The sequence below is a fragment of the Methylocystis echinoides genome, assembly GCF_040687965.1.
In the GTDB taxonomy this organism is placed as follows: domain Bacteria; phylum Pseudomonadota; class Alphaproteobacteria; order Rhizobiales; family Beijerinckiaceae; genus Methylocystis; species Methylocystis echinoides_A.
Map to the genome: position 1 here is coordinate 40,452 of NZ_CP156084.1, position 13,400 is coordinate 53,851.

The window sequence follows — 13,400 nt, forward strand, 5'->3', positions numbered from 1 at the left end:
CGCGACATGCTCAGCGCGCCTCCGCGAAGAGCACGCCGGCGTCGGGCGCAATGGCGAGCGTCACCTCGTCGCCGATGGCGAAGCGGCCCTCATAGGCGCCGACGCGCAGCGCCACATCCGGCGCGACGCGCACGCGCAACAGCGTATATTCGCCGCGAAAGACGAAGTCCTCGACTCGGCCGGCGACGCCCGCGCCATTGCGCGAGACGCCGATGCGCTCGGGCCGCACGCTCAGCGTGGCGCGCGCGCCGTCCGGCAATGCGCATCCCTCGCGCGGGAGGCGGCCGAACGCCGTCTCGAAAAAGGCGGCGCCGTCGCGCGTAATTACGCCCTCGATAAAATTCGTCTCGCCGACGAAGCCCGCGACGAAACGCGTCGCGGGTCTCTCGTAAATCTCCTCCGGAGCGGCGATCTGCTCCACTTTGCCGGCGCGCATCACGGCGATGCGGTCGGCGAGCGCGAGCGCCTCGTCCTGATCGTGGGTGACGATCACAAAGCTCGTTTGCGTCTTGCGCTGGATTTCCTTGAGCTGGAATTGCGTCTCTTCCCTGAGCTTGCGATCGAGCGCGCCGAGCGGCTCGTCCAGCAGCAGCAGCGCCGGGCGCGGCGCGAGCGCCCGCGCCAGCGCAACGCGCTGCCGTTGGCCGCCCGAAAGCTCGTTGATGCGCCGCGCGCCGAAAGAGGCGAGCTGCGTCATTTCCAGAAGCTCGCTCACGCGCGCCTGAAGCACGTCTTTCGACTCGCCCTTGCGACGCAGGCCGAAGGCGACGTTCTCGAAGACGTCGAGATGCGGAAAGAGCGCATAGGATTGGAACATCATATTCACGGGCCGCCGATAGGGCGGCACGCCGGAGAGATCTTCGCCTTTCAGCGTCAGGCGCCCGCTGTCGGGCGTCTCGAAACCGGCGATGCAGCGCATGAGCGTGGTCTTGCCGCATCCGGACGGCCCCAGCAGCGCGAAAAACTCGCCGGCGCCGACGTCGAGAGACACGCCGTCGAGCGCGGCGACGGCGCCGTAGTTCTTCTTCACGTCGACAATAGAGAGAAGCGGGGCGCTCACCCGTCGCCCTCACGCCGAAACAAGGCGCGCCAGTGGCGGACGCTGGTCTCGCTCGCCGGAACGTCTTCGAGCGTCGCCACCCGCAGGCCGTCGACAGCGAGCGCTTCGATATTGGCGCGGATCAGGGGCCAGGGCGGCCCGTCGATCGTCTGGTCGTCGTCCCGCGCCCGCGAGATGACCAGCAACGCGCCGCCGGGCGCAACGAAAGAAGCAAGCGCGCGCGCGGCCGCGGGCAGAAGCGCCGAGGGCAAGGCCTGCAAGGTGTAGAGTTCGTGGACGAGGTCGAAGGCGCCGCGCCAGGCCGGCGGGGCGTCGAACAGATCGGCGACGCAATAATCAACGCTGCTCTCGGGAAAGCGCCGCTTCGCCCAGTCGATGGCGCGCGGCGCGAGATCGAACGCCGTGACCCGCGCGCCCGCTGCGGCGAGCGCTTCCGCGTTGTCGCCGAGCCCGCAGCCGACGTCGAGCGCGCGGAAACCTGCAAGCGTGCGCCCCGACAGCCACTGCGCCAGGGCGGGATGCGGCGCGAGCCCGGCCCAGGGCACGCCGGCCGGATCATCGCCCGCAAGCTCATAAACCGCCTCGAACCACTCGCGTCGATAAGGATCAGCATCGGCGCCGCCGGCGCGCTTGTGCGGATCGATGGCGTCGAGACGCGCGCGCGCTTTCGCGCGCCGGTCGGCGAAATCGGCGCCGCTCATGAGGCGGCCTTCGGTTCGCGCGCCTTCTCGACCCAACGGCCGCTCTCGTCCTGTTGCTGATAGACGAGCGTCTGTCCGGCGTCGCGCAGCTCGCGCCACTGATCGCGGGCGTTCTCCAATTCGTCGGGCGCATCGCCGTCGAACAGCAGAACCGCCCGCAGGCGAGGCGCCGCCGCGCTCTCCAGGCAGGGCGCGATTCGCACGCCTTCGAGAAAGATCCGGACGTCGGCGGCGTTGGGATTTTCGGCTGTCGTCGTCAGATAAATAGGCTGGGTTTCGGGAGAGGCGTCGGCGCGCGTCCCATGCGGCAGAAAGCTCTCTGGCCTATAAGCCCATAGATGGTCGTCGAGCGCGCGCATGCGCGCTTCGCTCGCGGCCTGCACGGCGACGCGCCAGCCGCGCGACAGGGAGCGCTCGAGTAGCGTCGGCAGCGCGTCTTCGACGCGGCGGGTCTTGAGATGGAAGAAAGAGATTTCGACCATGGTCGCGCCCCTCCGGGGTGGCGTCGAGACCTTTGATGGCCAATCTCCCGTCGGCGCGCAAGACCCTCTCGCTAGGCCTTGCCGAAGCCCGACGCCCAGCTGGGCGGATCGCTCGCCGGGAAGGATTCAATGCCCGCCTCGTAGACGATATCCTCCTCCGCCTCGTAGATCAGCGCGACTTCGAGATCGCAGCGGATCTGAGCGCGACGTGCGAGCCGCGCCACCGCCTGTTCGGCTTTCGCTTTCTCTTCCTCCGAATTGACGGCGCCCTTGACGGCGATTTCCTGGCCATGCAGCTCAATAACGATCCGCGACAGGCCGACGCCGCTCTCCTGAAGGGATTCCTGAATCGCCGTCTTGACGTCGCGCGGCAGCGCGCTCATGGCGTCCTCCCCGGGTACGAAAGCGCCGCAGCCTCGAAAGACTGCGGCGCGCGCTTGCTGTCGCCCGCGCTACAGATGCGCCGTCGTCACGCGGTCCGTGTCTTCGGCGGTCATTGCGAAGCCTGTCCAAAGCAGCACGAGGGCGATAACGAGATGCAGCCAATTGTCCGGCTGGTTCGCCGCCATGCCCATCGCCTCGAGCGAGCCGAGCGAAATGAAGCCGAGGAACGTAACGATCGCATAAATGACGCCGAAGACCCGGAGCGTCATTACCGGCATATTGTAGTAGGGGCTGGCGAGCAGAATGCCGCCCGACACAATGTGCACGATGTTGTGGAAGGTGTTGACTTCGAAGAAGCCACGATAAGACACGAGCGGGTTGGGGAAGAAGCCCAGGATGCCGACGATGATGAAGATCACGCCGAGGGTTTTCGCCACCGTGTCGGCCGTCCAGCTCCTTGCTGCAAAGCTGCGTTCCATGGGAGTTTCCTTTCGCTCTTTCGCACGAACCCGATTCACGGGTCGATCCTGGGAATGCGCGAATTCCCTATGCGTCACACAACGCCTAGGTGGGACGGAGCGAAGGGTTTTCAAATAAAAATCGGCGGCGCGCGCTCCAGCGGAAAAGCATCCCGCTAGAGCCGCATGCGCACCGTCGCCAGGGTCGCGCCTTACGCGGGCGCCCTCAGCCTTCGTAATAATCCTTTACGAGCCGGTCGAGGAGACGCACGCCCCAGCCGGAGCCCCAGCTCTGGTTGATGTCGCTCGAGGGGGAGCCCATCCCCGTGCCGGCGATGTCGAGATGCGCCCAGGGCGTCTTGCCGACGAAGCGCTGAAGGAATTGCGCGGCGGTGATCGAGCCCGCATGGCGCCCGCCGGTGTTCTTCATGTCGGCGAACTTCGAGTCGATGAGCTTGTCGTAGGCCGGCCCCATCGGGAAGCGCCAGAGCTTCTCGCCGGTCGCGGTTCCGGCCTTGGTCAGACGTTCGGCGAGTTCGTCGTTGTTGCAGAAAAGACCGCCATATTCCTGCCCAAGCGCGACGAGAATCGCCCCAGTCAGCGTGGCGAGATCGACAATCGCCGCCGGCTTGTGCTTCTCGATCACATAGGTGAGCGCGTCGGCGAGCACGAGACGGCCTTCCGCGTCCGTGTTGATGACCTCGATCGTCTGGCCGGACATCGACTTCACGATGTCGCCCGGACGCTGGGCCTTGCCGTCCGGCATGTTCTCGACGAGGCCGAGCACGCCGACGACATTGGCCTTGGCCTTGCGCGCGGCGATGGCGTAAAGCGCGCCCGTGACGGCGGCGGCCCCGGCCATGTCGCCCTTCATATCCTCCATGGAGGCGGCCGGCTTGATGGAGATGCCGCCGGTGTCGAAGACCACGCCTTTGCCGACGAAAGCGACCGGGGCGGCGTCGGCGGCGCCGCCGTTCCAGCGCAGCACGACGAGCCGGCTCTCGTTCTCCGAGCCCTGCCCGACCCCGAGCAGCGCGCGCATGCCAAGCTCGGCCATGGCCTTTTCGTCGAGGATCTCCACCTCGACGCCAAGCTTCATCAGTTCAGAAGCGCGGCGGGCGAATTCAGCGGGCGAAAGCACATTGGCTGGCTCGTTGACCAGCGTGCGCGCCAGGACCACGGCCTCGGCGGCCTGTCCGGCGGCCGCGATGAGCGTGCGGGCGCTGTCGGCGTCGGCGACGGCGAGCTTGATCTCGACGGGGCCGTCCTTGTCCTCGTCCTTCTTCTTTGTCTTGTACTGGTCGAACTTATAGGCGCGCAGCCAACCGCCGAGCGCGAATTGCGATGCGGCCTCCGCCGGCTCCGCCGGCGCCTCCGGCAGATCGAGCAGGACGATCGCCGCGGCCCCCTGCCCGAGCTTGGCCGCCGTCTGGCCGCCAAGCGCCAGAAAACCCTCGAACTTTGCCGGCTTGTCGGACTCGTCGGAATTGCCGGGGCCGACGCCCAATAAAAGCAGCCGGCTCGCCGAGACGCCGACAGGCGCAAAGATCTCCAGCGCGGAGCCAGCCTTGCCCTTGAACTTGGCGGCGGCGGCGGCGCGCTCGATCTGGCCCTGGGCGTCCTTGACGAGCGCCTTGGCGCGGGCGCCGAGCGCGAGGTCCGCTCCCACGAAGACGACGAGGGTGCGCGCCCGGCCGGCGTCCTCCGGCGCCTGCAGCGCGGCTTCCGCGTCGTCGAAAGAGAGGACCTCGAATTTGGCGTTGAGCGACATGAGCAGCCTCGCAGGGGACGCGGTCGGTCGGGAGTGGCCGCGCTACAGGAACATTGGGCGCGCAATATCGCGGCCAAGGGCGCGGGTCAATTCGCGCCCCCAAATTGCCGCGATCCGACGACTAAATGCGCCGTTGCCCAAAAGCAACGCTTGGAAAATGAATGTGTTGGAGCCGCGCTCCGGGAGCCGTCGGCGCTTGCCTGCGACCGCGCAAACGACTAGCCAGTTCTTAACGATCTCTAAACGGGCGGCGCCCGTACTTTTTTTGGAAAGGGGTAGCCCAGGGCCGATGGGGACGTTGACGCGAAGCTGCGCGCCGCTCGGTCCGGCCGGCCCTGTCGCGGGGACGCGGCCATGATCGGCATGACGATCACGCGCTATTTCGCCCTGCGCTTCATGCGCACGATTCTGGCTATCTTCTTCACGATTTTTTGCCTGACCTTCGTCGTGGTCTTCGTCGAGATGCTGCGGCGCGCGAGCGACAATCCCGCCGCCGGGGCGGGCACGGTGGCGCTCATGACAGCCATGAAGGTCCCTGCCGCGGCGGAGATGATTCTTCCTTTCGCGGTGCTCTTCGGCTCCATGGCGACCTTCGTCGACTTAACCCGCAAGCTCGAACTGATCGTCGCGCGCGCCGCCGGCATGTCCGTCTGGCAGTTCGTCACGCCGCCGGCGCTCACGGCGCTCACGATCGGCGTCGTCTCGGTGACGATCTACAACCCGCTCTCCGCTATTATGAAGCAGCACTCCGACCAGATGGAGTTCGAGCTGTTCGGCCGGCCCGGCAGCGTGCGAGTCGACCACGGCCTCTGGCTGCGCCAGCACGGGGTCGACGGCACGGCGGTGCTTTACGCCCAGGAGACCGCGAATGGCGGCCGGGAGCTGACGGCTGTCAGCGTCAACATCTATTCGCCGACGGGCGGTTTCGTGGAGCGGGTGCAGGCGGTGAAGGGACATCTCGAGCCCGGCGTCTGGGTGCTCGAATCGGCGAGGGTCAGCGCGCCGGGCGAGCCTGAACGCTTCGCCGGCTCCTATCTGCTCGCGACCGACCTCACCCCCGAACAGGCGGCCGCCGCCACGACGCCGCCACAGGGCACCCCGTTCTGGGATCTGCCCGGCGTCGCCGACCGGACGGCTGAAGCGGGGCTTGACGCCAGCGGCTACCGGCTGCAATTCCAGACGCTTCTCGCGCGACCTCTGCTGCTCGTGGCCATGGTTCTGGTCTCGGCTAGCTTTTCGTTAAGGTTCTTTCGATTTGGCGGCGTTGCAAAAACCCTTTCCGGTGGCGTTGCCGCTGGCTTCGTGCTCTACATCGTCACGAAGGTTCTTTCGGATCTCGGCGGCGCGGGAATGATCAGTCCCCTCGTGGCAGCCTGGTCGCCGGTGCTTGTCGGGAGCATGTTGGGCACGCTTACCTTACTCTATTCGGAGGACGGCTGATGCGCGCTCGTCGCCTCCGCTCTCTCTCCGCTCTCATGTCCAGCGCCGCCGCCCTCGCGACGGGCGCGGGCGTTCTTGCCACGCCGGCGGCCGCCGCCCCGCAGGACGCGGGCGCGCGCATGGTCGTCGAAGCCAAGGAGATGGTCTACGACGAGAAACGGAATGTCGTCACCGCCGAGGGCAAGGTCCAGATCCTTTATAAGGGACGGCTGCTGGAGGCCGACCGGGTCGTCTATGACCGCAATACCTCGCGCGTCTATGCGGAGGGCCACGCCCAGCTCACGGAGCGGGACGGCACGATTGCGCGCGCCGACCGATTCGACCTGACGGACGACTTCAAGACCGGCTTCATCGAGAGTCTGCAGGTCGACGCGGCCAACAACACCCATTTCAGCTCGCCCCGCGCCGAGCGCGCCGACGACGTTACGACCTTCGAGATGGGGGCTTACACGGCCTGCGAGGCGTGTAAGGACGACCCGTCGAAGCCGCGCACCTGGCAGCTCAAAGCAAAGCGGATCATCCACGACAACGCGGAAAAGACGATCTACTACGAGGACGCCTCCTTCGAGCTCTTCGGCGTGCCGGTCGCCTATGTCCCGTTCTGGTCCTCCGCCGATCCGACGGTGAAGCGCAAATCGGGCTTCCTCACGCCGGTTATCACTTACCGCTCCCAGCTCGGCGCCGGATTCGGGGTGCCCTATTTCTGGGCGATTTCGCCGGACGCCGATCTGACCATCACGCCGACCGTTTTCTCGCGGCAGGGGCCGTTCCTCACGGGCGAGTTCCGCAAGCGGTTCGAGAACGGCGCCTTCACCTTCCGCGCCGAAGGCACGCATGTCGGCGATCAGAGCGCCTTCGCGATCGCCCCCTACGGCGCCGGCGACCGCCAGTGGCGCGGCGCGCTGCAGACGAGGGGCGAATTCGCCCCCAACGACCGCTGGCGCGCCGGCTGGGACATCACCGCCCTGTCGGACCGCTTTTTCCTGCAGGACTACAAGCAGTACAATTATCTGCTGCAGAACTATTTCTTCCGCGAAGCCTCGTCGACGATCTTCCTGACCGGCCAGGGGCCGCGCAGCTTCGTCGACATGCGCGGCTATTACTTCCAGGTGCTGTCGCCCAACGACGTGCAGGCCCAGCAGCCGGTGGTCCATCCGGTCACCGATTACAATCGCGTCTTCGACATCGACCCCGCCCGCACCGCCGGCATTGGCGGTCAGGTCGAGATCGACGCCAATGTGACCAGCACGTCGGCCAATGTCGCCAATTACGAATCGATCAATCCGCGCACGCTGGACTCCGTCTACGGCCTCTACAACGTCTGCCAGCTCTATCAGCGCAGCACGATCCCCGCGAACAGCCAGTGCCTGCTGCGCGGCGTCGGCGGCAATTATGAGCATGCGACTCTGAGCGGCGCCTGGAAGCGGAAGGTCATCGATCCTGTCGGCGGCGTCTGGACGAGCTTCGCCTTCGCGCGTTTCGTCGGCAGCTATCTGGATTACGACCGCCAGGGCCTGTTCCCGATCTACAACAACTCCTGGCAGCCGATCCCGAATTATGCGCAGGGCTTCTTCTTCGACGGCCAGGACCAGCGTTTCCGTGGCCAGGCCCTGCCGGGCGTGGGCGCCGAGTGGCGCTACCCGTTGCTCGCGCGCAGCCCGCTCGGCGGCGTCGTCGTCGAGCCGATCGTTCAGCTCGTGGCGCGTCCGAACCAGACGTCCATCCCCTCGCTCGTCAACATGGACGCGCAGAGCCTCGTCTTCGACGACTCGACCCTGTTCGAATGGAGCAAATTCTCCGGCTACGACCGCTTCGAGACCGGCGTGCGCCTGAATTACGGCGGACAGGCGACGATGTCGCTGGCCAACGGCGGCTTCGTCAACGCCATGGTCGGCCAGTCGAGCCAGATCGCCGGGGCCAATTCCTACGCCACCGCGGACGCCGCCAATGTCGGCCTGGACTCGGGGCTCAACTCGCGCGTTTCCGATATTGTCGGACGCTTCGCCTTCGCGCCGGCCTCCTTCGTCACCTTTATCGCCAAAGGGCGCTTCGACAAGGACAACCTCGTCGCCAAACGCATCGACCTGTTCTCGACGATCAATTTCGATCCGATTACTTTCCAGCTCCAATACGCCAATTACGCGTCGCAGCCGGCGATCGGTTTCGACGTGCGGCGCCAGGGCATGTCGGCGACCGGCCGCTACGACCTGACCAAGAACTATTTCCTGAACGGCACCGTCACCTTCGACATGAGCCGTTATCTCTACAACGGGCTGACCGCGCTCCCGTCGGTCTTTACGACCTACACCGGCACCAATCTCATCGGCGCGGCGCCGGTCTTCTCGGTCGCCGCGCTCGGCGCGGGCGTCGGCTATCACGACGAATGCGCGACGCTGATGGTCAATTATTCGCAGATCTATCAACCGCAGGCCTATACGGGCCTGCCCGCGCGCAATCAGTCGGTGATGGTGTCTCTGCAATTCCGTACGCTCGGCGAGGCGCGCTTCAACTACGGCCTCGGCTCCGTGCTCGTGAATGACGGCGTCCGCAACCCGACCCCCGCCGGCCTGCCCTGATCGCAAAGCGAGCCCGCCGCGCGTCCCTCCATGACAGGCGCGGGGGCGTCTGATAGAAGCGCCGGACAATCGTTTTGCGCACGAAGGAGAAAGAGATGCGCCTTCCCCTCTCCCTGGCTTCAGCCCGGCGCGCTCTTGCGCTCGCCGCCATTGCGGGCGTCACTCTGGCCGGCGTCGCGACGTCGCGCGCCGCCGACGCTTTCACGGCGTCGCAAAAGACCGGAATCGAGAAGATCATTCATGACTATCTCATCTCCAATCCAGAGGTGATCCGCGAAGCGATCGACGCGCTGAAGAAGAAAGAGGACGCCGCGGAAGTCGCCATGCGCGAGAAAGTCATCGGCGAGCAGAGCGATAAGATCACCCGCTCCGCGAACCAGGCGGTCGTCGGGAATCCCAGCGGCGACGTCACGCTCGTCGAATTCTTCGACTACAACTGCGGCTACTGCAAACAGGCCTTGGCGTCGGTCGCCAAGCTGATCGAGGGCGATCCCAAGCTGCGCGTCGTCCTCAAGGATTTCGCCATTCTCGGCCCCGACTCGGTCGAGGCCGCGCATGTGGCGACCGCCGCGCGCATGCAGCTCCCGAGCGACAAGTTCTGGGAGTTTCACAAGAAGCTGCTGGCGACGCGCGGCCATATCGGCAAGGCGCAGGCGCTCGCCGCCGCGAAGGAAGTCGGCGCCGACATGGATCGTCTCGAAAAGGACGCCAACAGCCCCGAGACGCAGGCGGCGCTCAAGGAAGTGGCGACGCTCGCAGAACAGCTCAAATTCGACGGCACGCCCTCCTGGGTGATTGGCAACGAGGCCTTCGTCGGCGGCGTTCCTTATGCGCAGCTCAAGGTCAAGGTGGACAATATTCGCAAATGCGGCAAGACCGCCTGCTGAGCGGGCGCGCCTGAATTTCGACCTCGTGCTGAACCCGCTGCGCCGCACGCGGCGGGCTTCCTTTGCGCCAATAATGAGGCTAAGAGAGACAGCGCCCCGCGCTTTCGAGCTTTTGTCGATCGTTTCAGGAACGAAATGTCAGCCGTACACGTCCTCAACGGTCCGAATCTCAACCTCCTCGGCAAGCGCGAACCCGGCATCTATGGCACGGCGACCCTCGACGATATTCGCGAGAGACTCGACGCGCGCTGCAAAGCGCGCGGCGTGACGCTCGTCTTCAAACAGTCGAACAGCGAAGGCGACCTCGTCACCTGGATTCAGGAGGCGGGCGCGGCGGGCGCGCCCGTCATCCTCAACGCCGGGGCGCTGACGCATACGTCCATTGCGCTTTATGACGCGATCAAAGGCGCACAGGCGTCGGTGATCGAGGTGCATCTCTCCAACGTCCACGCGCGGGAGAGCTTCCGACATCATTCCTACATTTCCCCGGCGGCGCGGGGAGTCATCGCGGGCTTCGGCCCGCTCTCTTATGATCTGGCCCTCGAGGCCATTCTCGAAAGCATCTGAGAAAGACCTGAGACCCCCATGGCGCGCAAAGCACAAACGCCTTCCAAAGCCACGCGCGGCCGCACCCCGGCCCCCCGCTCCGCCGACCGTCCGGCCCCCGCCGCCGCGCCGCTGATCGACCCGGCCCTGCTGCAAACCATCGCCGAGCTGGTGGCGTCGAGCGACCTGACCGAATTCGAGGTGGAAAAGGGCGATCTGCGCATCCGCGCCGCGCGCACGCCGGCCCCGCCGATCCCCGCGACCGTCACCATCGCCGCGCCTCCCGTCGCCCAGGCCTATGCGCCAGCGCCTCTCGCCGCCCCGGGGCCTGCGCCCGCCCCGGCGTCAAAGCCCTCTGCGCCCGCGCCGGCCGCGGAAGAGTCGCTCGCCGATCATCCGGGGACCGTGAAGTCGCCGATGGTCGGCACCGCCTATCTGCGGCCCAATCCGGACGCCAAGCCCTTCGTCGAGATCGGCGCGCGCGTGTCGGCTGGCGACAAGCTGCTGCTGATCGAGGCGATGAAGACCTTCAACGACATCGTCGCGCCGAAAGCGGGCGTCGTGACCGCCATCATGGTCGAGGACGGACAGCCGGTCGAATATGGCGAACCGCTCCTCGTGATCGAATAAGGGTCGGAATGTTCGACAAAATTCTCATCGCCAACCGCGGCGAAATCGCGCTCCGCATTCTGCGCGCCGCGAAAGAGCTCGGCATTTCGACCGTCGCCGTCCATTCCACTGCGGACTCCGACGCGATGCATGTGAAGCTCGCCGACGAGTCCGTCTGCATCGGACCGCCGGCGGCGCGCGAGTCTTATCTCAACATCCCCGCCCTGCTCTCGGCCTGTGAGATCACGGGCGCGGACGCCGTGCATCCGGGCTATGGGTTCCTTTCGGAAAACGCGCGCTTCGCGGAGATTCTCGAAGAGCACAACATTACTTTCATCGGCCCCAAGTCGGAGCATATTCGACTGATGGGCGACAAGATCGAGGCCAAGGCCACCGCCAGGCGCCTCGGCATTCCCTGCGTGCCGGGCTCCGACGGGCCGGTGCTCGGCGAGAAGGAGGCGCTGAAAGTTGGGCAGAAAATCGGCTTCCCGGTTCTGGTGAAGGCCGCCTCTGGCGGCGGCGGGCGCGGCATGAAAGTCGCGCGCGACGCGCATGATCTCGGCGTCGCCATGGCCACTGCGCGCACCGAGGCGAAGGCCGCCTTCGGCGACGACACGGTCTATATCGAGAAATATCTCGAGAAGCCGCGGCATATCGAAATTCAAGTTTTCGGCGACGGCAGGGGCGAGGCGATCCATCTCGGCGAGCGCGACTGCTCCTTGCAGCGTCGCCACCAGAAAGTGTTCGAGGAAAGCCCCTCCCCCGCGCTCAACGATACGCAGCGCCGCCAGATCGGCGAGGTCTGCGCCAAGGCCATGCGCGAGCTGCAATACGCCGGCGCCGGCACGATCGAGTTCCTCTACGAGAACGGCGAGTTCTACTTCATCGAGATGAACACGCGCATTCAGGTCGAGCATCCGGTGACGGAATCGATCACCGGCGTCGACCTCGTCTGCGAGCAGATCAGAGTTGCGGCCGGCTCGCCGCTTTCGATGAAGCAGGAAGACGTCGTCTTCTACGGCCACGCGATCGAATGCCGGGTGAACGCCGAGCACCCCACGACCTTCCGCCCCTCGCCCGGCCGCATCGCCTATTACCATCCGCCGGGCGGCGTCGGGGTGCGGGTCGATTCAGCGGTCTACCAGGGCTATTCGATCCCGCCGAATTACGATTCGCTGATCGGCAAGCTGATCGTGCACGGCCGCAACCGCACCGAGGCGCTGATGCGCCTGCGCCGCACGCTCGACGAATTCATTGTGGACGGCATCGATACGACTCTGCCGTTGTTCCGCACGCTCGTGCGCAACTCCGATGTGCAAAACGGCGTTTATGACATCCATTGGCTGGAGCATTTCCTGGCGACGGGCGGAATCGAGCCGGGATTCTGACGCCGCTGTAGACTACGGAGATCGAACAGGTGGAAAGCCGCACGATCCTTGCTCTGCTTATCGGAACGCTCGTCGCAGGCGCCGCCTGCCCCGCGGCGGCGAAAGGCGCCATTCGCGGCCCCTTTGTCTTCGACTGCGTCTCGGAGGAGCCGGCAGAGCTGACGGTCGTCTTCCTCGGCGCGCAGGCCGACCGCGCGCGCCTGACCTACAAAGGCGAGACGGTCGTCGCGAGACACGCCCTTTCAGCCGATGGCGCGCTCTATACGGCGAAGCGCGTCGAGTTCTGGAACAAGGGCGACGACGGCGTTCTGGAATGGCGCGGCGAAAAGGCGAAATGCGCGCTCGATAAATAGGTCGCGACGGCGCTCTGCGCCAAAGGGGGGTGGCGCCTGCCACAATCGCCGCTACACTTGACCTCATGTCACGACCCGGCGCGCCTTTCGCCATCACGCCGCAGCTTTTGCTGCGGGCCTATTCGATCGGCCTCTTCCCCATGGCGGAGAGCGCCGAGGACGATCAACTGTTCTGGGTCGATCCGGAAAAGCGCGCGATCTTTCCGCTCGATACCTTTATCGTCTCTCATTCTCTGGCCAAGACGGTTCGCTCCGACAAATTCGAGGTGACGGTCGACCGCGATTTCGATGCTGTTATCGACGCTTGCGCCGCCCCGGCGCCCGACCGCGAAAAGACCTGGATCAACGGCGAAATCCGTCGCCTGTATCGCGAATTGTTCGACATGGGCTTCGCCCATACGGTTGAATGCCGGCGGGAGGGGAAGCTCGTTGGCGGGCTTTACGGCGTCGCGCTGCGCGGCGCCTTTTTTGGCGAGAGCATGTTCCACCGCGAGCGCGACGCGTCCAAGGTCGCGCTGACCCATCTGGTCGCGCGTCTGCGCGCGGGCGGCTTTCAGCTGCTCGACACCCAATTCATCACCAGCCATCTGGCGTCGCTCGGCGCGATCGAGATTTCGCGCGACGCCTACCACCGCGCGCTCGAAGAAGCGCTCGTCGTGCACGCGAATTACGACGTATGGGGGCGGGACGCCCCTGTCAGCGGACGTCAGGCGCTGGCGGCGCTCGAGGATTAGCCTCTCATCCC

The 13,400-nt window shown here is 65.7% G+C and carries 14 protein-coding genes; 8 read left to right on the forward strand and 6 right to left on the reverse strand.

The window, feature by feature from the left end:
- Window positions 1-10: 10 nt before the first annotated feature.
- From RVU70_RS00195 to RVU70_RS00220, 6 genes are all read right to left on the reverse strand, one after another.
- The gene (locus RVU70_RS00195) at window positions 11-1,060 is read right to left on the reverse strand and encodes an ABC transporter ATP-binding protein (RefSeq protein ID WP_363349091.1); all 1,050 of its coding nucleotides are present in this window, start codon (window positions 1,058-1,060) and stop codon (window positions 11-13) included.
- A complete protein-coding gene (locus RVU70_RS00200) occupies window positions 1,057-1,761 on the reverse strand; it encodes a class I SAM-dependent methyltransferase (RefSeq protein WP_363349092.1) in 705 nt (234 codons plus the stop codon). Before RVU70_RS00200 ends, RVU70_RS00195 begins: the two co-directional genes overlap by 4 nt.
- Window positions 1,758-2,243 carry a DNA polymerase III subunit chi gene (locus tag RVU70_RS00205; RefSeq protein ID WP_363349093.1) on the reverse strand — a complete coding sequence of 162 codons (486 nt, stop codon included), beginning with the start codon at window positions 2,241-2,243 and terminating at the stop codon, window positions 1,758-1,760. Before RVU70_RS00205 ends, RVU70_RS00200 begins: the two co-directional genes overlap by 4 nt.
- 71 nt (window positions 2,244-2,314) lie before the next feature.
- Window positions 2,315-2,626: a BON domain-containing protein gene (locus RVU70_RS00210; protein WP_363349094.1), complete on the reverse strand. Its 312-nt coding sequence runs from the start codon at window positions 2,624-2,626 to the stop codon at window positions 2,315-2,317.
- Between the two features lie 69 nt (window positions 2,627-2,695).
- Entirely contained in the window at window positions 2,696-3,106 is a 411-nt protein-coding gene (locus RVU70_RS00215) for a DUF4383 domain-containing protein (RefSeq protein WP_363349095.1), read from the reverse strand.
- Window positions 3,107-3,311: 205 nt separating this feature from the next.
- Window positions 3,312-4,856: a leucyl aminopeptidase gene (locus RVU70_RS00220; protein WP_363349096.1), complete on the reverse strand. Its 1,545-nt coding sequence runs from the start codon at window positions 4,854-4,856 to the stop codon at window positions 3,312-3,314.
- Window positions 4,857-5,210: 354 nt separating this feature from the next.
- Between RVU70_RS00220 and lptG the strand changes: the two genes are divergently transcribed.
- The 8 genes from lptG to aat all read left to right on the forward strand — a co-directional run bounded on the left by lptG (window position 5,211) and on the right by aat (window position 13,389).
- The gene (lptG, locus tag RVU70_RS00225) at window positions 5,211-6,296 is read left to right on the forward strand and encodes an LPS export ABC transporter permease LptG (protein ID WP_363349097.1); all 1,086 of its coding nucleotides are present in this window, start codon (window positions 5,211-5,213) and stop codon (window positions 6,294-6,296) included.
- Window positions 6,296-8,872 (forward strand): LPS assembly protein LptD, encoded by a 2,577-nt coding sequence (locus RVU70_RS00230; RefSeq protein WP_363349098.1) that lies wholly within the window; start codon window positions 6,296-6,298, stop codon window positions 8,870-8,872. Before lptG ends, RVU70_RS00230 begins: the two co-directional genes overlap by 1 nt.
- Window positions 8,873-8,967: 95 nt before the next feature.
- Entirely contained in the window at window positions 8,968-9,759 is a 792-nt protein-coding gene (locus RVU70_RS00235; RefSeq protein WP_363349099.1) for a DsbA family protein, read from the forward strand.
- A 135-nt stretch (window positions 9,760-9,894) separates the two neighbouring features.
- A complete protein-coding gene (gene aroQ, locus RVU70_RS00240) occupies window positions 9,895-10,326 on the forward strand; it encodes a type II 3-dehydroquinate dehydratase (RefSeq protein ID WP_363349100.1) in 432 nt (143 codons plus the stop codon).
- Window positions 10,327-10,344: 18 nt separating this feature from the next.
- Window positions 10,345-10,935, forward strand: a complete 591-nt coding sequence (gene accB, locus RVU70_RS00245) for an acetyl-CoA carboxylase biotin carboxyl carrier protein (RefSeq protein WP_363349101.1) — start codon at window positions 10,345-10,347, stop codon at window positions 10,933-10,935.
- Between the two features lie 8 nt (window positions 10,936-10,943).
- Complete coding sequence (gene accC, locus RVU70_RS00250; protein ID WP_363349102.1) at window positions 10,944-12,302, forward strand: acetyl-CoA carboxylase biotin carboxylase subunit; 1,359 nt, start codon at window positions 10,944-10,946, stop codon at window positions 12,300-12,302.
- A 29-nt stretch (window positions 12,303-12,331) separates the two neighbouring features.
- Window positions 12,332-12,655 (forward strand): MliC family protein, encoded by a 324-nt coding sequence (locus RVU70_RS00255; protein ID WP_363349103.1) that lies wholly within the window; start codon window positions 12,332-12,334, stop codon window positions 12,653-12,655.
- 65 nt (window positions 12,656-12,720) lie between these two features.
- Window positions 12,721-13,389: a leucyl/phenylalanyl-tRNA--protein transferase gene (aat, locus tag RVU70_RS00260; RefSeq protein ID WP_363349104.1), complete on the forward strand. Its 669-nt coding sequence runs from the start codon at window positions 12,721-12,723 to the stop codon at window positions 13,387-13,389.
- The last annotated feature ends 11 nt before the right edge of the window (window positions 13,390-13,400 follow it).

Bases quoted from the DNA above. Each gene is read 5' to 3' on its own strand.
- RVU70_RS00220 (WP_363349096.1), bottom strand. From the start codon at position 4,856: ATGTCGCTCAACGCCAAATTCGAGGTCCTCTCTTTCGACGACGCGGAA.
- accC (WP_363349102.1), top strand. From the start codon at position 10,944: ATGTTCGACAAAATTCTCATCGCCAACCGCGGCGAAATCGCGCTCCGC.
- accB (WP_363349101.1), top strand. From the start codon at position 10,345: ATGGCGCGCAAAGCACAAACGCCTTCCAAAGCCACGCGCGGCCGCACC.
- RVU70_RS00200 (WP_363349092.1), bottom strand. From the start codon at position 1,761: ATGAGCGGCGCCGATTTCGCCGACCGGCGCGCGAAAGCGCGCGCGCGT.
- RVU70_RS00235 (WP_363349099.1), top strand. From the start codon at position 8,968: ATGCGCCTTCCCCTCTCCCTGGCTTCAGCCCGGCGCGCTCTTGCGCTC.
- RVU70_RS00210 (WP_363349094.1), bottom strand. From the start codon at position 2,626: ATGAGCGCGCTGCCGCGCGACGTCAAGACGGCGATTCAGGAATCCCTT.
- RVU70_RS00215 (WP_363349095.1), bottom strand. From the start codon at position 3,106: ATGGAACGCAGCTTTGCAGCAAGGAGCTGGACGGCCGACACGGTGGCG.
- RVU70_RS00230 (WP_363349098.1), top strand. From the start codon at position 6,296: ATGCGCGCTCGTCGCCTCCGCTCTCTCTCCGCTCTCATGTCCAGCGCC.
- lptG (WP_363349097.1), top strand. From the start codon at position 5,211: ATGATCGGCATGACGATCACGCGCTATTTCGCCCTGCGCTTCATGCGC.
- aat (WP_363349104.1), top strand. From the start codon at position 12,721: ATGTCACGACCCGGCGCGCCTTTCGCCATCACGCCGCAGCTTTTGCTG.
- RVU70_RS00205 (WP_363349093.1), bottom strand. From the start codon at position 2,243: ATGGTCGAAATCTCTTTCTTCCATCTCAAGACCCGCCGCGTCGAAGAC.
- aroQ (WP_363349100.1), top strand. From the start codon at position 9,895: ATGTCAGCCGTACACGTCCTCAACGGTCCGAATCTCAACCTCCTCGGC.